Source organism: Pseudarthrobacter sp. TRD_SC_9 (genome assembly GCF_055361265.1).
Window position 1 is genome coordinate 2,296,318 of sequence record NZ_CM143956.1, and the last position, 19,615, is coordinate 2,315,932.

The following is a 19,615-nucleotide window of genomic DNA, read 5'->3' on the forward strand; positions in this document are numbered from 1 at the left end:
TCAAGGCTACGTTCGTCATCACGCCGTTGTCTTTCAGGGCGGCTTTGCGACATTCTTCTCCAGATTTAAGGCCCGCGCTGCAGCCGGGTATTTTCAAAAATGGCAGGTGACAGACCTGCCTGCAATTATGTGGTTCGGAAACGAGTCTAACCACCCTGCAGCCCGGATCAGGCACCAAAAAGGGAGGGTCCTCATGGACCCTCCCTTTTGAGCAGTTGCACGGTTCAACTAGATCGCGGCAACGCCGCGTTCGCCGGTCCTCACCCGCACCGCCTCAAAGACTTCCACTGTCCAGACCTTGCCGTCGCCGGCACGTCCGGTATTGGAGCTGGCGATGATGACGTCCAGGATGTCGTCCGCCTGCTCATCAGTGGCAAGGACCTCGACCCGGATCTTGGGCAGCAGGTCCACGTTGTACTCGGCGCCGCGGTACACCTCGGTGTAGCCGCGCTGCCGGCCATAGCCGCTGGCCGCGCTGACCGTCAGGCCCTGGACCCCGTAGGCCTCCAGGCCTTCACGGATGGCGTCAAGCTTCTCCGGCCTGACGATTGCAGTGATCAGTTTCATGCGTCGATGCTCTCCTTGCCCGTCTCAGTGTTCTTCTTGCCGGTGATCAAATCGTGGAGCGGCTGGAAGCTTCCGCCATGTCCGGTGACACCGAACTCGTAAGCGGTCTCGGCGTGCAGGCTGAGATCTACGCCCACCGTTTCCTGTTCCTGCGAGACCCGGAAGCCCATGGTCTTGTGGATGGCGAGGGCAATGATGGTGGTCAGGATGGCCGAGTAGGCGATCGCGATGCCTGCTGCAGCGAGCTGCGCCCAGAGCTGGGCCGCGCCGCCGCCGTAGAACAGGCCACCGCCCACGCCTTCCTCCGGGAGTGCGATGAAGCCGAGGGCAACCGTGCCGATGATGCCTGACACAAGGTGGACTCCGACGACGTCGAGGGAATCATCGAAACCCCAGCGGAACTTGAGTCCCACGGCCAGGGCGGAAGCCACACCGGCTACGACACCAAGGCCCAGGGCGCCGACCGGGCTGACGTTGGCACAGGCAGGGGTGATGGCTACCAGGCCTGCCACAACACCGGAGGCTGCGCCCAGCGACGTGGGGTGTCCGTCACGGATGCGCTCCGTCACCAGCCAGCCGAGCATGGCGGCGGCGGGAGCGGCGAGGGTGTTCACCCAGATGAGGCCGCCCTGTTCAGCGGTGGCTGCTGCGCCGCCGTTGAAGCCGAACCAGCCGAACCAGAGGATGGCGGCTCCGAGCATGACGAACGGGATGTTGTGCGGGCGGTGGTTCGGGTCCTTGCCGAAGCCGCGACGGTTGCCAACGATAAAGACGAGGATCAGTGCTGCCACACCGGCGTTGATGTGGACAACGGTGCCGCCGGCGAAGTCAATGGCCTCACCAAGCGCAGCGCCAACTGCGCCCTCTTCGCTGAACAGGCCGCCACCCCACACCATGTAAGCCAGCGGGCAGTAGACCAGGGTGACCCAGACGGGGACGAAGACGGACCAAGCGCCGAACTTCGCCCGGTCAGCAATGGCGCCGCTGATCAGGGCGACGGTGATGATTGCAAAGGTTGCTCCGTAGCCGACCATGATGAGTCCGTCAGGGCTGTCGATGCCTTCAAGACCGAAGTGAGCGAACGGGTTGCCCACCATCTGGAGGAAGCCGTCCCCTGAGGACATCGAATACCCCCAAAGGACCCAGATAACACCTACCATGCCGATGGAGATGAAGCTCATCATCATCATGTTCAGTGCTGCCTTGGCGCGTGTCATGCCGCCGTAGAAAAATGCCAGGCCCGGCGTCATGAACAACACGAGTGCTGCCGACACCATAACCCATACGTGACCTGCAGTAAGTTCCATGGTGCACGTCCTCCCTGTAATTTGAATGCTGCGGAGTTACCGCCCTGCCAAACGCCGTGGTGCGTTTTCTACGTTCGATTCTGGATGTCCTGTGTTTCGCCTGCGGAGGAATTGCATTGCCGGCTTGTTACAAGAACCTCTTCGAAGTAAATGGTGGGTCTCCGGCTTGTTACGGTTGTGTTTCACCTCCCTTATCCCGGCATCACAACGCACCCCTAGGACCATTGACGAATGAAGGCCAACGTCCGCCCCAACGGCTCAAATCCGCGGTTCCGGCAACTGTTTAAGGGCAAGGGTGAACCGCTGTCCTCCGATATCAAGGTGATGCTGGTCGCGGCCTTCCTGATCGCCCTTGGATTCGGGCTTGTTGCGCCTGTATTGCCACAATTCGCCACAACTTTCGACGTCGGTGCCACCGCTGCAGCCGTGATCGTGAGCATCTTTGCGTTCATGCGCCTGCTGTTCGCCCCTGCCGGCGGCGCGCTGATCGGGAAGTTGGGGGAACGGCCTGTTTACGTCAGCGGCGTGCTCATCGTTGCCGTGTCCACGGCCGCCTGCGCTTTTGCGCAGAATTACTGGCAGCTGCTGGTCTTCCGCGGCCTCGGCGGAATCGGTTCGGTGATGTTCACGGTGGCTTCCATGGCGCTGGTCATCAGGCTGGCGCCGCCGCAAAGCCGCGGGCGGGTCTCCGGCGCCTACGCCGGTGCCTTCCTGATCGGCAACGTGTGCGGCCCCGTCCTGGGCGGCTTTCTCGCCGGTTTCGGGCTTAGGGTGCCGTTCCTGGCCTACGCCGCCGCGCTGGTGCTGGCAGCCATCGTTGTCCAGACCATGCTGAGCCACGTGCCCGCCGCACATCGGGCCAAGGATGCCGCCCCCGCAGAGATGCTGTTGTCCGAAGGCCTGGCCAGCAGCACCTACCGTGCGGTTCTGGCGTCCAGCTTTGCCAACGGCTGGGCCACTTTCGGCGTCCGCATGGCGACCGTGCCGCTGTTTGCGGCAGCAGCCCTCGGTGCCGGGCCCGCAGCCGCCGGCACCGCGCTGGCGGTCTTCGCAGGTGGGAATGCCGCCGCACTGACCTTCTCCGGGAGGCTCGCGGACACCTGGGGCCGAAAACCCATGATGCTGGCCGGGCTGCTGGTCACGGGAGTATCCACCGGGCTGATCGGCCTGACCCAGGACCTGTGGTGGTTCCTTGCCGCATCAGCCGTCGCTGGCATAGGCGCAGGCATGTTGGGCCCGGCGCAGCAGGCGGCCGTAGCGGACGTCATCGGTCGCGAGCGCTCCGGCGGGCGGGTGCTGGCCGTTTACCAGATGATGTCCGACGTCGGCGCTATCGCCGGTCCAATCCTGGTGGGGCTGATTGCTGACCAGTGGGGATACGGATGGGCCTTCGGTGTTACCGGCCTGGTCCTTGTCCTTGCGGGAGCCGCCTGGGCAGTGGCCCGTGAACCTCTGGGCCGGGAACCGGCAAGCGCCCCTCCTAGGAACTGAGGGAGCGCTTGCGTGTGGGCCTGAGGGAGGGTTCCTAGTTCAGCAGGGCGTCCACAAAAGATTCGGCCTCGAACGGGGCCAGGTCGTCGGCACCTTCACCCAGTCCGATCAGCTTCACCGGAACGCCAAGCGACTTCTGGATGGCAACGACGATGCCGCCCTTGGCGGTCCCGTCCAGTTTGGTCAAAACGATTCCGGTAATGTTCACGACCTCCGAGAACACGCGTGCCTGGTTCAGGCCGTTCTGCCCGGTGGTGGCGTCAAGGACCAGCAGGACCTCGTCCACTTCCGCCAGCTTCTCGATGACGCGCTTGACCTTGCCGAGCTCGTCCATGAGGCCAATTTTGTTCTGCAGTCGCCCCGCGGTGTCGATCATGACGACATCGACTTCCTGCTCAATGCCGGCCTTCACCGCTTCATAGGCGACGGACGCGGGATCGGCGCCGTCAATGTCGGATTTTACGGTGGGCACGCCAACGCGCTGTCCCCAGGTGGCGAGCTGCTCAGCCGCGGCTGCACGGAACGTATCCGCAGCGCCCAGCAGCACATCTTTGTCCTCGGCCACCAGCACGCGGGCCAGCTTGCCCACCGTGGTGGTCTTACCCACGCCGTTCACGCCGACCACCATCATGACCGCCGGCTTGTCAGCGTGGCGGGTGGTGCTGAGGCTGCGGTCCATGGTGGGATCCACGAGTTTGATGAGTTCTTCGCGGAGCAGTTCCCGGACCTGATCGGGGGTGCGGGTGCCCAGCACTTTAACCCGTTCCCGCAGGGCATCCACCAGCTCCATGGTTGGCTCGGTGCCGAGGTCGGCCATCAGGAGGGTTTCCTCCACCTCGTCCCAGACGTTTTCGTCGATGCGGTCCGCGGACAGCAGCGCGAGGAGTCCCTTGCCCAGTACATTGTTGGAGCGAACCAGCCGCTCGCGCAGCCGGACCAGCCTGCCGGCAACCGGCAGCGGGGTCTCAACGGGAACATACTCAAGCCCTGCAACGTCATCCGGGACGTCGACGGCGGGTCCCGGTTCAAGCGGCGGCGCCATGGTGCTGGAGGCGTCAGGACGATCCTCGACGAGGGTGCCGGTTGAGTGGGCGGCGGGAGCTGCGGGATCGTTTTCATCCCGGGTCCCGGGGTACTGGTTGATGTTTTTCCGGGTCTTGACCAGGACCGGTATCAGCCCGCCGATAACCACCAGGGCGGCAACAATGGACACAATAATGGGGAGGATTTCATTCACTCCCCTAGCTTCTCACAAACGAAGAATCGCCCTGGCGACAGCGGCTAAGGGCAGTCACGGCCGATCCGCTGGCTGATCACCGTGGAGACCCCATCCCCGCGCATCGTTACCCCATAGAGAGCGTCCGCCACCTCCATGGTCCGCTTCTGGTGGGTGATGACAATCAGCTGGCTGGACTCGCGCAATTCTTCGAAGATAGTGATCAGCCTGCCCAGGTTGGTGTCATCGAGGGCAGCTTCCACTTCATCCATCACGTAGAAGGGTGACGGCCGGGCCTTGAAGATCGCCACGAGCAGCGCCACGGCTGTCAGCGAGCGCTCGCCGCCTGAGAGCAGTGATAGCCGCTTGATCTTCTTGCCTGCTGGACGCGCCTCAACTTCGATGCCGGTGGTGAGCATGTCATCGGGGTCAGTGAGCACCAGGCGGCCTTCACCGCCCGGAAACAGCCGCTCGAAGACCCGGACAAACTGGGCGGCCGTATCCTCGAACGCTTCCGCGAACACCTTCTGCACCCGCTCATCGACTTCCTTGATGATGTCCAGGAGGTCCTTCCGGCTGGAGCGCAAGTCCTCCAGCTGGCTGCTGAGGAACTGGTGGCGTTCCTCCAGCGCCGCAAACTCCTCCAGCGCCAGCGGGTTGACTTTGCCCAGGGCGGCGAGGTCGCGCTCGGCTTTGCGGAGCCGCTTTTCCTGCTCGGCACGGACAAATGGCCTGCCCTCGGGTACTTCCCGCCCGTCGTCGTCAACGGCTACCCGCAATGCTGCCCACTTATCAACGCCGTCCACTGCGGACGCCGGCACAGGAACGTCGGGGCCGTAATCGGCAACCAGCACATCCGGAGTCATGCCGAGTTCATCGATGGACCGGGTTTCCAGCGCCTCGATACGCAGCTGGTGCTGGGCACGGGCCAGTTCGTCGCGGTGCACTGTATCGGTCAGTTCGGCCAGCTCACGGGCCAGGAGTTCGTTGGAGCCACGCAGTTCCAACAACTCCCGCTCACGCTGTTCCCGTTCCTCTTCGACCTGTTCGAGTCCGGTTTTTGCCCGTTCCAGGGACACATCGTTGAAGGCCAGGACCTGTTCGACGCCGACAGACACCGCAGCTGCCCTGCGCGCCTGCATCTGGCGGCGCCGGGCCCGCTCCGCGGCTTCCTGCCGGGCCCTTCGTTCAGTGGCGGCGGCCCTTTCCAGGGAGGCCGCCCTGTTGCGTGTGGCAGCCAGCTGTTCCTCGGCGCTGCGGAGGGCAAGCCGGGCTTCCATCTCCGCAGACCGCGCCTGGGAAGCGGCCAGTGCAAGGGCGTCGCGGTGGTCGCTGTCCGGCTCTTCTTCCGCCGGCGCCTCCTGGGCCGCGGCGAGACGGGCGCTGATATCCGCCAGCGACTGCTGCTCGCGGGCGATATTGGCCTCGGCAGCTGCCAGCGAAGCAGTCAGCCGTTCGCTTTCACCGGCCGCGCTGCGCAGGACGGAGTTGAGGTGGCCCAGCCGTTCCGCGACAGCGGCGAGCCGGGCGTCGGAGTCATGCAGCCGGCCAAGTGCGGCGTCCGCCCGCTCCTGCGCTTCGTCCTTTCGTGCCTTGGCGCCGGCGAGGGCAAAGCGGGTCCGTTCCAGGTCAGCAGTCAACGCCGCCAGCCGGGCGGCAGCATCGTCCACGGCAGCCTGCACTTCCAGCATGGAGGGCGCGTTTGCGGAACCGCCCCCAGCCATCACGGCGCTGCATACATCCCCCTCGAGGGTAACCGCGGTGAGCTGCGGATACTCAGCCAGGAGATCTGCCGCAGTGCCAAGATCATCGACGACGGCAGTCCCGGCAAGCAGTGATGCAACAGCTCCCCGGTGGGTTCCGTCCGCCGTGGCCAGGTCAGCTGCCCAGCGGGCTCCTGCCGGAAGCGGGCGGGCCGATGCCGCAAGGGCAGAATCTTGAAGGTCAGGGGCGGGTGCCGATTCGAGCAGTAGGAAAGCCCGCCCGGCGTCGTCCTCTTTCAGGAGCGAAATGGCGGCCGCAGCGGCCTCCACATCGGCAACGATCACGGCGCCGGCAGCATCACCCAGGGCAGCCGCGATGGCGGTTTCGTAGCCAGGTTCCACCGCGAGCCGGGAAGCCAGGGCTGCGCCAACGCCGGGAAGTCCGGAGGACTCAACGTGGGCCGAACCGTCTTTGCGTTCCAGTCCCAGCAGCAGCGCCTCGTGCCTGGCCGTTACGGCGTCGCGCTCCCGCAGGGCGGTGGCTTCCTTCGCTTTCAGGGCGTCGATCTCAGCGGTGACTGCGTCGAGGGCGTCGCTGGCAGCTTCGTATTCGGCGTCAAGGCTTTCTTCGCCTTCCTCGACACCGGCAACCTGCGCCTCCAGGGCGGTGAACTCTGCCTGCGCCTTCCGTCGGCGCTCCAGTCCGGCGGCGGCGGAGTCCCGAAGCCGGCCCAGCTCCGATTGCGCGGATTCGACCCGTGACCTGGCCGCCCCCACTTGTCCGGCCAGCCGCGCCAGGCCTTCCCGGCGGTCGGCCACTGCCCGCAGCAAGGCGGTAAGCCGCTTGTCCTCGGCAGCCAGGGCGGCTTCCGCGGCAGTCTTTGTGCTGGTGGCTGCGTCCAGGGCACTCTGTTTGCCCAGGATTTCGCGTTCCAACTGTTCCTGCTCACCGCGCACCCGGGCGGCCTGCCGGTCCAGCTGATCAGGGTCCCTTCCGGAATCGGGAACGGCGTCGCTGGAGCCGAGCAGGCTGCTGCGTTCCCGCGCCAGGTTTCCCAGGGACCGGAGCCGCTCGCGGACGGCTGACAGCTGGTACCAGGTGTCGCGTGCGACGTTGAGCCGGGGAGTGGCCTCGGCGGCCAGCTGCTCCAGTATGGCTTGGCGCTGCCGTCCCGTTTGCAGGCCGCTTTCGACGGCGGCACGACGCTCCTTAAGCGCCGATTCGTCCGCCACGTCCTTCTGCAGGGATTCCTGGAGGGTGACCAGGTCGTGGGCCAGGAGCCGGGCGCGGGCATCCCGGACATCGAACTGCACTGTCTGCGCACGGCGGGCCACTTCGGCCTGCTTGCCCAGCGGAGTCAACTGCCGCCGGATTTCCCCCGTGAGGTCGCTAAGGCGCTGCAGGTTGGCCTGCATGGCCTCAAGCTTGCGGACGGTTTTTTCCTTGCGCCGCCGGTGCTTGAGGATGCCCGCCGCCTCCTCGATGAAGCCGCGACGGTCCTCAGGAGTGGCGTGCAGGACCTTGTCCAGCTGGCCCTGCCCCACAATGATGTGCATTTCGCGGCCCAGGCCCGAATCGGACAGCAGTTCCTGAATATCCAGGAGCCGGCAACTGGCCCCATTGATGGCATACTCGGAGCCGCCGGTCCGGAACAGCGTCCGGGATATGGTGACTTCGCTGTATTCGATCGGCAGGGCGCCATCGGAATTGTCGATGGTCAGCGAAACGTGGGCGCGGCCCAAGGGCGGGCGGCCGGACGTTCCGGCAAAGATGACGTCCTCCATCTTGCCGCCGCGCAGGGTCTTGGCACCCTGCTCCCCCATGACCCAGGACAGCGCGTCCACCACGTTGGATTTGCCGGAACCATTCGGGCCTACCACCGCAGTCACGCCGGGTTCAAAGTCGAACGTCGTGGCCGACGCAAACGACTTGAATCCGCGGACGGTGAGGCTCTTGAGGTGCAAGGGAACAGGTTCTCCTGGGTGCGGCCGGGTGCGGCTTGGTATGGCGTCAAATCTACTGCGTTTGGGTGTCAGTGCGGCGGATGTCCGAAGGCTATGTCCCTGGACACGGGCACCTGGCGAAGTCCGCTGCTACCAACGGCCGTTGCGTGGCCGCGGTTGGCACACAGGACAGCTGAATGAGGAGCGGTTCATGAATTGTTCCCGGCGGATCCGCGTTGACAGTCCGGCCTCGGCACAGCGACTGCACAGCCCGCCTTCGCGTCCGTAGGCATTGAGGAAGCGATCAAAGTATCCCGATGCCCCGTTGACGTTCACGTACAGGGAATCGAAGCTTGTTCCGCCCGCCGCCAGCGCGTCTCCCATAACGTCCTGTACGTGGCCGATCAGCTTGGCGGCCTCGGCCCTGCGCAGAGTATCGGTGGGACGGGCGTAATGGAGCCGGGCACGCCATAAGGCTTCGTCGGCATAAATGTTGCCGATGCCGGAGATCATGCCCTGGTCCAGCAGTGCCCGTTTTAGCCCGCTCCTGCGCTTGCGGAGCCTGGCATAGAACGCTTCGAAGGAAAACGCCGGATCCAGTGGATCCCTGGCGATGTGCGAGGCCTCCACAGGGATGAGCCGTTCCGGGATTTCACCAAGGCCACCGGGGCCGCCGTCGTCAGTGGGAACCAGGCCGGTGACGAAGAGTCCGCCAAAAATGCGCTGGTCCACAAACCTCAGCTGCTCAGGCTTGCCCTCGGCGGGACTGAGCCGCAGCCTTACCTTCAGGTGCTTTTCGTCAGAGACGTCCGGGCCCTGCATCAGGAGCTGACCGCTCATGCCCAGGTGTGCCATCAAGGCAATCCGTGGAGCGGTTCCAGGGGCGGCCCCGGACAGCGAACTTGCGGCTTCCGGCTGCACCTTCTGTGCCTCCTGATGCTGCTGTGTCTCCTGATGATGCGCCGCTTCAGCGAGAGGCAACCACAGGAACTTGCCGCGTCGGACTGCATCCAGGACTACCGCCCCTTCAAGGTTTCCCCTAAAGTCCTCCGCGCCCAGCGCGTGGCGGCGGATGGATCGCGGGTCTACGACGTCGACCCCTGTGATGGTCCGTCCTGCCACCCAGTTGACCAGGCCCCGGCGGACTACCTCGACTTCGGGGAGTTCCGGCACGTCTTAGCTACCCGGCGTCATTTCCTGCATGGCAGGTTCAGCAGAAGCGGCCTTGCCACCGATGGCAGCCGACAGTACGCGCCAGGCGTCCGCCGCAGCTTCCTGTTCGGCTTCCTTCTTGGAATGCCCGGAGCCCTTGCCACGTGGAGTGCCGCCGATATGCAGGACCGCGTTGAAGGTGCGGGCATGGTCCGGTCCGGAACCGTCAACCACGTACTGGATCGAACCGAGCTGCCGGCTGGCTGCGAGTTCCTGGATGCTGGTCTTCCAGTCAGTGCCGGCCCCCAGGGCCGCGGCGTCTTTCAGCAGCGGACCTACCAGGCGCATCACCAACTGGCGGGCGGTCTCGATGTCGTTGGAGACGTAGGTGGCGCCGATCAGCGCTTCCATGGTGTCAGCCAGGATCGAGGCCTTATTCTTGCCGTCGGTGAGTTTTTCGCCCTGCCCAAGGTAGATGTAATCGCCAACGCCAAGACTCCTGCCAATGCCGGCAAGGGCGCGCGTGCTAACCACGGCAGAGCGCCGCTTGGCTAGCTCGCCCTCCGGAAGCGTCGGGTTGTCCCGGTACAACGCATCCGTGACGGAAAAGCCCAGGATGGAATCCCCCAGAAACTCGAGGCGTTCGTTGGTGGGTATGCCGCCGTTTTCGTAGGCGTAAGACCTGTGCGTCAGAGCAAGACGAAGCGTCCCGGCGTCAATGGAGACACCGAGACGCTTCAAAAGCTCTTCAGTTGAAGACATCATCAGCCGTGTGGCCGATTAGACGTCAGCGACCTTGCGGCCCTTGTATTCAAGGAACAGCGCGGTGCCGGCCGAGTCAGTAACGACCTTAGCCTGGTGCGGCAGGCTGTAGGATACCTGACCGTTTTCAACGGTCTTCACCAGGTGGGGGGCAGTTGCCTTCCACTGGGAGCGGCGGGCGCGGGTATTCGCGCGAGACATTTTCCGCTTCGGAACAGCCACGGCTAACTCATTTCTCTCTAGACAAACACTTACACATCAATTTTGCCGGTCAGGCTTAGCCATATCGGCTAGGGCAGCCCAGCGAGGATCCAGGACCTCGTGGTGGTGCCCCGGCTCGTCTTCCAGGCGTGCTCCACATTCGGAACAAAGGCCCTGGCAGTCTTCCCGGCACACCGGCTGGAACGGCAGCGTAGTTACTACAGCGTCCCGCAACACCGGTTCAAGATCGATCAGATCGTGCTCAACTCGACGTTGCTCTTCATCGTCTTCTTCGTCCGACGGCAGCATGCCTTCGTAGAAGAAAAGTTCCTGCACATTGACCTGGAGTTCATACGCAAGGGGATCCAGGCATCGGCCGCATTCGCCGGAAACTTCGACGTCCGCGGTACCTGATACCAAAATTCCTTCGTGTACGGCCTCCAGCCTCAGGTCCAGCCCGACATCCGAGCCTTCCTGAACACCGATCAGCGCCACACCAAGATCACCTGGTGCGGGTACATGCTCGTTCAGCGTTCGCATACTTCCCGGGCTGCGCCCAAGATCCTTGACGTCAAACACCAAGCGCGAACTAGCATCTCTTTTAATGAGAACTCCTGTTGAACATATGACCGACGTATTATCTTAGCCTGATTTTCCGAGCGGACTCAAACCGGGGTGGCAGTTCCATTCGCTGGCCCGCCGGACGTCCCACCGGTGAGCAGGCGCTTAAGTACAGATCGTGGCACAAACCCCGACACCTCCCCGCCCAGATCCGCTACTTCCTTGATAAGAGTAGAAGACAAGTGGATGTAGTGGGACTCCGCCGGCAGGAATACGGTCTCCACGCCGGTCAGTTGCCGGTTCATAGTGGCCATGGGCAGCTCGTAGTCGAAGTCCGACGATGACCGCAGGCCCTTGACGATGGCGGAGGCGCCACGACGTTTGCAGTACTCCGCCAGCAGCCCTTCGCCCACAGGCTCGACGATGATGCCTCGCAGGGAAGCCAGCGTCTCGCGGGCCATCCCGATCCGCTCATCGAGGCTGAAGCGGTACTTCTTTGCATAGTTTGTGGACACGGCCACGATGACTTCGTCAAACAAACCCGAAGCCCGGGCGATGACCTCAAGGTGGCCATTGTGGATGGGGTCGAAAGAGCCGGGGCACACTGCGCGTCGCATGGTCCGAACCTACCGCATGCCACAGTCGTGGACGCATTGGTACGGGATACCATGTCTGAATGCAGCCACCCGCCACTCCCCCGTCAGTTGCCGCGCCCTGGCAGCGCACGGCCTATGGCGCCAACCTACTGTCCGCTGACGGCGGCCTGGGCGTCACCATCTTCGAAGAGATGACTACCCTGGCCACCACCACCGGGGCCATCAACCTTGGTCAGGGCTTTCCCGATGAGGACGGCCCGCAAAGCATGAAAGACGCCGCCCGGGAGGCCATCGCGGCAGGCGCCAACCAGTATGCGCCCGGCAAAGGCATCCCGGCCCTGCGCGAGGCGGTGGCCCTGCACCAGGACCGCTTCTATGGGCTGAAAGTGGACCCGGAAACCGAGGTGGTCATCACCACCGGCGCCACGGAGGCATTGGCCGCCTCACTGCTGGCCTTCGTGCAGCCGGGCGACGAGGTCCTGACCTTCGAGCCCTTCTACGACGCCTACGGGGCAATCATTTCACTGGCTGGTGCAACGCATGTGACCGCTCCCCTCTCGGCACCGGATTTCCTCCCGGACCTGACTTCGCTGGAGGCGGCGTTCAGCACCAGGACACGCGCCATCCTGCTGAACAATCCGCATAATCCCACCGGGGCAGTATTCCCGGCAGACCTCCTGCAGGGCATCGTGGACCTGGCAGTCAAGCACGATGTGCTGATCATCTGCGACGAAGTGTATGAACACCTGACCTTCGGCGTCCGGCACATTCCAGTAGCAACCCTGCCCGGTGCAGCGGAGCGCACCATCACCATTTCCTCGGCGGGCAAGACCTTCTCTTTTACCGGCTGGAAAATCGGCTGGCTGAGTGGGCCGGAGCACCTCGTGGCCGCAGTACGTACGGTCAAGCAGTTCCTCAGCTATAGTTCAGGCACCCCGTTCCAAGGCGCTGTGGCCGCCGGGCTGGCACTTCCCGACGAGTTTTATGCCGGAGCGGCAGGTGCCCTGCAACAAAAACGTGACATCCTCAGCGAGGGCCTACGCGCCGCAGGCTTTGATGTTTTCACCCCGCAGGGCACCTACTTCGTTAATGTGGACACGGCACCTCTGGGGATCACCGATTCGGTGGACCTTGCCCGCAGGCTTCCCGGCCTGGTGGGCGTCGCCGCGATTCCCGTTCCGGTCTTCTGCCATCCTGAAGGTGCCCAACGCGTCCGCAGCCTGCTTCGCTTCGCGTTCTGCAAGAAGGTTGAACTGCTGGAAGAAGCCTCCGCCCGGCTGGCCACACTGGGCAGCAAGCTCTGATGGCAGGAGCAGGTGCAGCGCCGGGCAGGTACCTTCGCTCCATCGGATCCCACGCGTCCATTGAGCCGGATCAGTTCACCGAAGGCGCCTACGTGCTGAGCATTGGCGGCGCGGAACAATCGCACGTAAACCTCGAGCACCCCGATGAGGTGTTTTACGAATACCTACGCCGGATCGCCCATGTCGTGGATCTCTGCGCGCCAGCCGGTGAGCCGATCCGCGCCTTGCACCTCGGGGCCGGTGCACTGACCCTTGCCCGCTACATCCAGGCCGTTCGGCCGGGGTCGCGGCAGCACGCCGTCGAGCGCGTTCGGGAACTCCTGGACTTCGTGCTGCAGCACCTTCCACTGCCCGATGGAACGCAGCTGGAAACCTGGATCGGCGATGCCCGGGAAGCACTGGAACAGCTTGATCCCGGCCTCCGCTTCGACGTCGTGATCCTGGATATTTTCTCCGGACCTGAGGCTCCGGCCCACATTGCCAGTGCGGACTTCTACCGTGAGGCCGCCGGACGGCTGGCACCCCGGGGCGTCCTGGTCATCAACGTGGGTGATGAACCCGGTCTCACCCTGGTGCGCAGCCAGGTGGTTGCGATGCGCTCCGTCCTTACCGACGTGGCGGCCTTTGCTGAAGCTGGCATGTTCACCGGACGCTACCCGGGCAACATCATCCTGGCAGGAACACAGTTTCCGTGGCCGAAGGAATGGAGCGCTGAACTCACTGCCCGCGGGCCGCACCCCGCCCGGGTACTCACCGGCGTGGAACTGGACGTGCTGGCCGGCTGACTAGAGCCCTGTACCGCTCGCAGGTTCCCTACCGCTTGGAGGCTCCGGGCCATCCTCGGACTCGAGTCCTTCAGGCAACTCAGCAGAGTCCGCTGGTACGGGTTCAGCAAACCAGAGCCGGGTCTCGCCGTACTTCCGCTCGGCAAACCGCTCCATGCCATCGGGCCAAGCAGGCTCCGGGGTGCGCGCAGAGCGTTCGACCACCACCACGGCCCCTTCATCCAGGAATGGCTGCAGCATGGCCAGGACCGTTGCCAGGCCGGGCTCGTCCAGGGGATACGGCGGATCCAGGAACACGAGGTCCCAGAGAGCACCCCCAGTGGTGCGCTCGAGGAAGGATTCCACCCGCGAGCGGTGCATCGTGACGGTTTTCCGGCCCAGCACGCCATTGACCAGATCCGCGTTACGCTGGCAGACCGCGCTGGCTTTGGCGTCGAACTCCACCAGGTCCACCGACTGTGCGCCCCGGCTGGCACTCTCCACGCCCAGGGAACCGGAACCGGCATACAGATCCAGGACACGGGCATCGGCCACAACATCAAAGGCGTCCAGGCGGGAGAAGAGCGCTTCCTTAACGCGGTCCGTGGTGGGACGGGTCAGGGATCCTGGGACGCTGTTCAAGGGCGTGCCGCCAGCGGCACCGGCAATAATGCGGCTCATGGCCGCCTGCTAACCGCGTTCAAGGAAGGCCTCTTTCTCCGGGTTCAGGTATTCGTCAATGGCATCCGCCAGTGCCGGCTGCCCGGCGAGCGCCGGATCCTTACCGACCAGCTGCTGGGCGTCCTGCCTTGCCTGGGCGATCAGGTCCTCGTGTTCCAGCACACGAAGCAGCTTCAGGGTGGACCGGCCGCCGGACTGGGAAGCGCCGAGGATATCGCCTTCGCGCCGCAGCTTAAGGTCCTCCTGGGATAGCGCAAAACCATCGGTGGTGGCGGCAACGGCATCCAGCCGGCGACGGCTGGGATGGCCGGGTTCCAGGTTCGTGACCAGCAGGCAGGTCCCTGGCAGGCCTCCGCGGCCCACCCGGCCGCGGAGCTGGTGCAGCTGGGAAATGCCGAAGCGATCGGCATCCAGGATCACCATCATCGTGGCATTGTGCACGTCCACGCCCACCTCGATGACAGTGGTAGAGACCAGCACGTGGGTGGTGTTTGCGGCAAAGCCCGCCATGGTGGCCGATTTGAGCGCGGGATCCTGCTTACCGTGGAGCGCGGCGATGCTGGCGCCGGCCAGCGCGGGCTCCTGCTGCAGGTATTCAAGCACCCCGGTGACGGACGCAAGCTCCTGGGCACCGGCGTCGCTGTCCGGTCCCGAAGGTTCCGCTTCGCCGGGGCTGAAGTCGCCGTCGTCGTCCGTTCCGATTTTGGGGCACACCACGTAAACCTGGTGGCCGCGATCGATCTCTTCCCGGGCGCGGCTCCAGATGCGGTCTGCCCAGGCCGGATGTTCCGCCAGCCCCACCAGGTGGGTGGTAATGGGGGCGCGGCCGGCCGGCAGTTCGTCCAGCACCGACGTTTCGAGGTCGCCGAAAACGGTCATGGCCACTGTCCGGGGAATGGGGGTGGCCGTCATGACCAGCAGATGCGGGGGCTTGTTCGCCTTCGCGCGCAGGGCATCGCGCTGCTCTACGCCGAAACGGTGCTGCTCATCCACCACAATCAGGCCCAGGTCATAAAAACGCACATTCTCGCTGAGCAGGGCATGAGTGCCGATCAGGATGCCGGCAGTCCCCGACGCAGCATCCAGCAGTGCCTGCTTGCGCGCTGCAGTGCTCATGGAGCCGGTCAACAGGCTCACCTGGACGCTGTCAGCGCCCAGCCCTCCCAGCAGCCCGTCTCTGGCTAACGGGCCCAAGGTGCGCCGGATCGATTCGAAGTGCTGGGCCGCCAGGACCTCGGTGGGAGCCAGCAGCGCGGCCTGGCCGCCTGCATCCACCACCTGCAGCATGGCCCGAAGGGCGACGATCGTCTTGCCCGAACCCACCTCTCCCTGGAGGAGCCGGTTCATGGGGGAATCACGGGACAGTTCTTCGGTGAGTGTTTTTCCGACGGCGGTCTGCCCTGCCGTCAGCGTGAAGGGCAACTGCTGGTCGAAGGCGGTCAGCAGGCCATGAGGCTCCGGACGCCTGGCCGTGGCCTCCTCGGCGGCCAGCTGCGCCCGGCGCCGGGCCAGCGCGGCCTGCAGCACCAAAGCCTCCTGGTACCGGAAGCGCTCCTGTGCGCGCTGCCAGTCGCCGGCCGTGGCCGGAACGTGGATCTGGCGGTAGGCCTCAGCCACCGGAAGGAACTTCTCCCGTTCGGCGATGGCAGCCGGCAAGGGATCCGGCACGGCGTCCAGGTCCATGGTTTCCAGCAGGGTCTCAATGACCTTTTGGATGGACCAGCTGGTCAGCTTGGCGGTAGCCGGGTAGATGGGAATGGGCCTGGCGGCCAGCGTTTCGGGGTCAACCCCGGGAACGTCAGGGTCCTCGTCCAACAGCTGGAAGTCCGGATTGGTGAGGCCAAGGCTCCCCTTAAAGCTGCTGACCTTGCCGGAAAACAAGGCCCGGCGGCCAGGCTGCAGCTCAGACTTTGCCCGGAATCCGTTGAAGAAGCTGACCTTGAGCGTGCCGGGTACGGTGCCGCGGAAATCTGCGCCCCCCACCGTCCGAAGGCTGCTTCCGGTGTCATCGGAGATAATGACGTCCGTAATGCTGCCACGACGTTCACGCATCGGCCGGGTGCTGTTGGAGACGACGCGGGCAATCAGCGTCACCTCCTCATCATGCGGAATCTCGCTGATCAGGGTCAGTTCGCCACGGTCCAGGTAGCGCCGCGGAAAGTAGTTCAACAATCCGCCCACCGTGCTAATGCCCAGGTGCTTCTCTATGACGCCGGCGGAACGCTTCCCTATCCTGCGTTCCAGGGCCAGATCGAGCTCAGCGTTCATGCCCGCCGGAGTCCGCTGGTTCCGGGAGCCTGGGCGCTGCAAGATCACTGATGGAGATGTGGCTGGGCACACCAAGGGACCTGATGATGGCTACGGCAGCGTCAGCCCGGGGAACGTGGACGTGAACGCGCCAACGGTAGGCCGATTCGTCGTCTGATGTTCCCCCGACCCGGCTCATGATCACCGAATCACCGATCTCATCCAGCCGCTGTCGAAGTGTTGCGGCGTCCAGGGGCGAAAGGGTAATAGTGCACATTACCTCCACGCCGTCGTCCGCCGGCATGTCCTCGTGGATGTGTGGATCCTGAACGTCGTAGCCGTGGAGGCCATCCAACAGTTCGCTCTGCAGTTCCTCGCCCAGTACTGCCGAGCGCAGGCAGTCAAGGATCAACAGCATTCCGACGCCGCCGGAGTCAACCACCCGCGCGGCGTGCAGGGTGTCCAGCTGCTGCTCGGTCCTGATCACAGCCGTAAGCGCGCCTTCGACTGCGGCATCGAGGGCGAGTCCCAGTGCGTGGTTGCTGTCATCAGCAGGATGTTCGTCGTCCACTGCTGCCGCAGCGCCGGCGGCCGCCTCCATCACGGACAACATGGTGCCGGGGACGGGATCGCTCAGTGCGGACCAGGCCCGGATCTGGGCCCGTTGCAGCGCAGCGGCAAGCAGTCCGGAGGTAAGCCGGCCGCGTCCGGACAGCGGCTCGGCTGCTGCACAGAGGAAGACTGCGAAGAGGGTTCCGGAGTTGCCGCGGGCCTGCTCCATGGCGGCTTGCCCCGCGGTGGCGAGGACGGCGCCGACGTCCGTAGTTGCGGGATCAAGGTCAACCAGCGATTCAGATGCCGCCCTTACCGTGAGGTAGAGGTTGGTGCCGGTATCGCCATCAGCCACCGGGAAGATGTTGATGGCATTGAGGCGGTCACTGTGGTTTCCCAGGGCTGTTTCGGCCTTGCTCAACCACCGCTTCATCGCTTGCGCGTTGGCGGCAATCTTAGTGTGCAAAGTGATCCCATCCCACGGAGTCAGCGGGTTGCCCCGCAATGGTGACGCGTGTGCTGTCTTGTCCTTCAGGAAGTTGGGCAGCAAACGCCTGTACTGAGCCTATCGCAGTGAATCCGGGAGGTAGCTGTATATCCGGCGGGAATGTGGCCAACAATCCGTGGTCCTCTCCCCCGCCCAGTACCCAGGCCATGGGATCGGCATGGAGGAGGTCCGCGGCCGGGCGTAACGCGCCAGCGAGGGGCCGGAGCGCCTCAGGATCGAGGTCCAGGACGACGTTGCCGGCGGCTGCCAGCCGGCTGCCGTCCCGCACCAGGCCGTCTGAGATGTCCAGCATGGCAGTGGCCCCGGCATCCCTCGCCGCCGGGCCTGCAGCAAGGGGCGGAACGGGGCGGCACTGGCTCCTGATCAGGTCCAGCTGCTCCCGCGTCAGGGCACTGATTGCCGCGTTCGACTCCAGGAGTGCCAATCCGGCGGCCGCCTTCCCAACCGCTCCCGCGAGGGCCACAACGTCCCCCGGACGGGCGCCAGGGCGGAGAACCGGAGTGCCGCCGTCGAGCGTTCCAAGAACCGCGACCGTCACCGATATCTCCCGCCCGCGGCCCAGGTCTCCACCGGCCACCGAGCAGCGCGAGGCGCCCAGTTCACGGATGGCGTGGACCAGGCCATCCGCGAAATCCTCCACCCAGGAGACGGCGACATCCGGCGGCAGTGTAAGGCTCACCACGAGGGAAACGGCGGTGCCGCCCATCGCGTTGATATCGCTGAGGTTCTGCGCCGCGGCCTTCCAGCCGACGTCAGCACCTGTGGTGGCGTAACCATTGGGCCAGAGAAGACGGAAGTCCTGGTCCTGTACCTGGGTATCGATGCTGATGATGGAGCGGCCATCCGGGGCAGCGACAATAGCGGCATCATCGCCAGGGCCGAGGAGTGTTGCCGACTGGTGGCCGCCGTCCAGTTCAAGGCGCGGAAAGATCCGGGCCAGGAGCTGTGATTCGGAAAGGCTGGCGACGGTAAGGGCGTTTTGGGGCACGGAACTACGCTACCGCGCGGGGCCGACAATGCGGGGTGCAACGGGCACCTAGACTTGCAGGGTGCATCAGAAGAGGACGGCCGCGGCCAAGGCGCTGGCCTGCGGTTTCTCGGGGCTCTTCGCCATATGGTTCATGGCCTCCATCTTTGTGTTCTACCTGAACACCCCCGCGCCGCCAGCTAAGCCGGTAGACGCGGTGGTGGTCCTGGGCGGCAGCAGTGCGGAACGGCTTCCGGTTGCACAACAGATGTCCGATGGCGGCCGGGCGCCGGTGCTGGTGCTCTCCCGGACGGACACCCCTGGCAACGCCTCGGCGGACGCCCTCTGCCGGGACGCTGTATACCCCAATTCGTCGATGGCGTGTTTCCGGCCGGTGGGGATGGATACCCGCGGTGAGGCGGTGGCTGTTGGCGAGCTGGCGAAGGCCAACGGCTGGAGCTCCATCGCGGTGGTCACGTCGTCCTACCATGTGGCCCGCGCGGGGACATTAATGGAGCAATGTACAGACGTAGCCGTGTCCATGGTGGCCTCCAAACCTGACCTTGACTCGCTGCAGTGGCTGCGGCGGTTCGTTATTGAAACGGGCGGGCTCATGGACGTAAACCTGCGGCCGGAATGCAGTGCGGCTGGTGAGTGACGTGCCGGCCCGAATAGTGGGTCTTGCTCTCCACGGTTAGGCTTTTGCGAGTACATTACGGTAGCCAGAAAGGAGTCCGCCGTGGAATCGCGACGCAGTACCCTGCCACCAGCACCGCGTCACCTCAAACGGCGACGCTTCTGGCAATCGGCATCGGCTGAGGCTTTTCCCGCTCGGCTGCAGGAGCCGCTGAAGGTTCAGCAGGCCCAGCCGGAGGAGCCGCCCGCACCTGAAGTCCGTACGCCGCAGGCCCGGACAAGCACATTCAATGTCAGGCGTCCCGCCGACCGCCAACAGCGCCGGCGGCTGGTTGCGCTCATCGCGGTAATTCTGACCTGCTTGGCCATCGCCGGGCTTGTTATGGCACTCGTTTTCTGGGCCTGACCCGGCGTCGAGAACATCACCCGTTTTAGTGGAACATTGCCAAGTCCCGT

General features: G+C 64.6%; 18 protein-coding genes. 5 read left to right on the forward strand and 13 right to left on the reverse strand.

Features of this window, described 5'->3' with window-relative positions:
* Positions 1–228: 228 nt before the first annotated feature.
* Both ACWA13_RS10780 and ACWA13_RS10785 read right to left on the reverse strand, forming a co-directional pair.
* The gene (locus tag ACWA13_RS10780) at positions 229–567 is read right to left on the reverse strand and encodes a P-II family nitrogen regulator (protein WP_463933965.1); all 339 of its coding nucleotides are present in this window, start codon (positions 565–567) and stop codon (positions 229–231) included.
* Positions 564–1,874: an ammonium transporter gene (locus ACWA13_RS10785; protein WP_463933967.1), complete on the reverse strand. Its 1,311-nt coding sequence runs from the start codon at positions 1,872–1,874 to the stop codon at positions 564–566. The genes ACWA13_RS10780 and ACWA13_RS10785 overlap by 4 nt, the downstream gene beginning before the upstream one ends.
* A 324-nt stretch (positions 1,875–2,198) precedes the next feature.
* Between ACWA13_RS10785 and ACWA13_RS10790 the strand changes: the two genes are divergently transcribed.
* Positions 2,199–3,365: an MFS transporter gene (locus ACWA13_RS10790; protein WP_463937908.1), complete on the forward strand. Its 1,167-nt coding sequence runs from the start codon at positions 2,199–2,201 to the stop codon at positions 3,363–3,365.
* A gap of 34 nt (positions 3,366–3,399) precedes the next feature.
* Here the strand turns inward: ACWA13_RS10790 and ftsY are convergent, their stop codons facing one another.
* The 7 genes from ftsY to coaD all read right to left on the reverse strand — a co-directional run bounded on the left by ftsY (position 3,400) and on the right by coaD (position 11,521).
* Entirely contained in the window at positions 3,400–4,602 is a 1,203-nt protein-coding gene (gene ftsY, locus ACWA13_RS10795; protein WP_463933969.1) for a signal recognition particle-docking protein FtsY, read from the reverse strand.
* 44 nt (positions 4,603–4,646) lie between these two features.
* Positions 4,647–8,249: a chromosome segregation protein SMC gene (gene smc / locus ACWA13_RS10800; protein WP_463933970.1), complete on the reverse strand. Its 3,603-nt coding sequence runs from the start codon at positions 8,247–8,249 to the stop codon at positions 4,647–4,649.
* A 129-nt stretch (positions 8,250–8,378) separates the two neighbouring features.
* Positions 8,379–9,401: a bifunctional DNA-formamidopyrimidine glycosylase/DNA-(apurinic or apyrimidinic site) lyase gene (gene mutM, locus ACWA13_RS10805; protein ID WP_463933972.1), complete on the reverse strand. Its 1,023-nt coding sequence runs from the start codon at positions 9,399–9,401 to the stop codon at positions 8,379–8,381.
* Between the two features lie 3 nt (positions 9,402–9,404).
* On the reverse strand, positions 9,405–10,142 hold the full coding sequence (gene rnc / locus ACWA13_RS10810) for a ribonuclease III (protein ID WP_463937909.1): 738 nt from the start codon (positions 10,140–10,142) through the stop codon (positions 9,405–9,407).
* Between the two features lie 18 nt (positions 10,143–10,160).
* A complete protein-coding gene (gene rpmF / locus ACWA13_RS10815) occupies positions 10,161–10,364 on the reverse strand; it encodes a 50S ribosomal protein L32 (protein ID WP_330192337.1) in 204 nt (67 codons plus the stop codon).
* A 36-nt stretch (positions 10,365–10,400) separates the two neighbouring features.
* Complete coding sequence (locus ACWA13_RS10820; protein ID WP_463933974.1) at positions 10,401–10,925, reverse strand: YceD family protein; 525 nt, start codon at positions 10,923–10,925, stop codon at positions 10,401–10,403.
* An 83-nt stretch (positions 10,926–11,008) separates the two neighbouring features.
* Positions 11,009–11,521: a pantetheine-phosphate adenylyltransferase gene (gene coaD, locus ACWA13_RS10825; protein ID WP_463933976.1), complete on the reverse strand. Its 513-nt coding sequence runs from the start codon at positions 11,519–11,521 to the stop codon at positions 11,009–11,011.
* 59 nt (positions 11,522–11,580) lie between these two features.
* Between coaD and ACWA13_RS10830 the strand changes: the two genes are divergently transcribed.
* Both ACWA13_RS10830 and ACWA13_RS10835 read left to right on the forward strand, forming a co-directional pair.
* Complete coding sequence (locus tag ACWA13_RS10830) at positions 11,581–12,804, forward strand: aminotransferase class I/II-fold pyridoxal phosphate-dependent enzyme (RefSeq protein WP_463933978.1); 1,224 nt, start codon at positions 11,581–11,583, stop codon at positions 12,802–12,804.
* Entirely contained in the window at positions 12,804–13,589 is a 786-nt protein-coding gene (locus ACWA13_RS10835; RefSeq protein ID WP_463933980.1) for a spermidine synthase, read from the forward strand. Before ACWA13_RS10830 ends, ACWA13_RS10835 begins: the two co-directional genes overlap by 1 nt.
* Here the strand turns inward: ACWA13_RS10835 and rsmD are convergent, their stop codons facing one another.
* The 4 genes from rsmD to thiL are packed head-to-tail and all read right to left on the reverse strand — an operon-like array spanning position 13,590 to position 18,544.
* On the reverse strand, positions 13,590–14,249 hold the full coding sequence (rsmD, locus tag ACWA13_RS10840) for a 16S rRNA (guanine(966)-N(2))-methyltransferase RsmD (RefSeq protein ID WP_463933982.1): 660 nt from the start codon (positions 14,247–14,249) through the stop codon (positions 13,590–13,592). It lies immediately after the preceding gene.
* Between the two features lie 9 nt (positions 14,250–14,258).
* Positions 14,259–16,517: an ATP-dependent DNA helicase RecG gene (locus ACWA13_RS10845; RefSeq protein WP_463933984.1), complete on the reverse strand. Its 2,259-nt coding sequence runs from the start codon at positions 16,515–16,517 to the stop codon at positions 14,259–14,261.
* A complete protein-coding gene (locus ACWA13_RS10850; RefSeq protein WP_463937910.1) occupies positions 16,507–17,481 on the reverse strand; it encodes a DAK2 domain-containing protein in 975 nt (324 codons plus the stop codon). Before ACWA13_RS10850 ends, ACWA13_RS10845 begins: the two co-directional genes overlap by 11 nt.
* A 22-nt stretch (positions 17,482–17,503) precedes the next feature.
* On the reverse strand, positions 17,504–18,544 hold the full coding sequence (thiL, locus tag ACWA13_RS10855; RefSeq protein ID WP_463933986.1) for a thiamine-phosphate kinase: 1,041 nt from the start codon (positions 18,542–18,544) through the stop codon (positions 17,504–17,506).
* A gap of 61 nt (positions 18,545–18,605) precedes the next feature.
* On the opposite strand from thiL, the gene ACWA13_RS10860 reads away from it, so the two are divergent.
* Together ACWA13_RS10860 and ACWA13_RS10865 are read left to right on the forward strand one after the other, a co-directional pair.
* Positions 18,606–19,181, forward strand: coding sequence for a YdcF family protein (locus ACWA13_RS10860; RefSeq protein WP_463933988.1), 576 nt, complete (start codon positions 18,606–18,608; stop codon positions 19,179–19,181).
* Positions 19,182–19,262: 81 nt separating this feature from the next.
* Positions 19,263–19,565 (forward strand): hypothetical protein, encoded by a 303-nt coding sequence (locus tag ACWA13_RS10865; RefSeq protein WP_463933990.1) that lies wholly within the window; start codon positions 19,263–19,265, stop codon positions 19,563–19,565.
* Positions 19,566–19,615 lie beyond the last annotated feature (50 nt).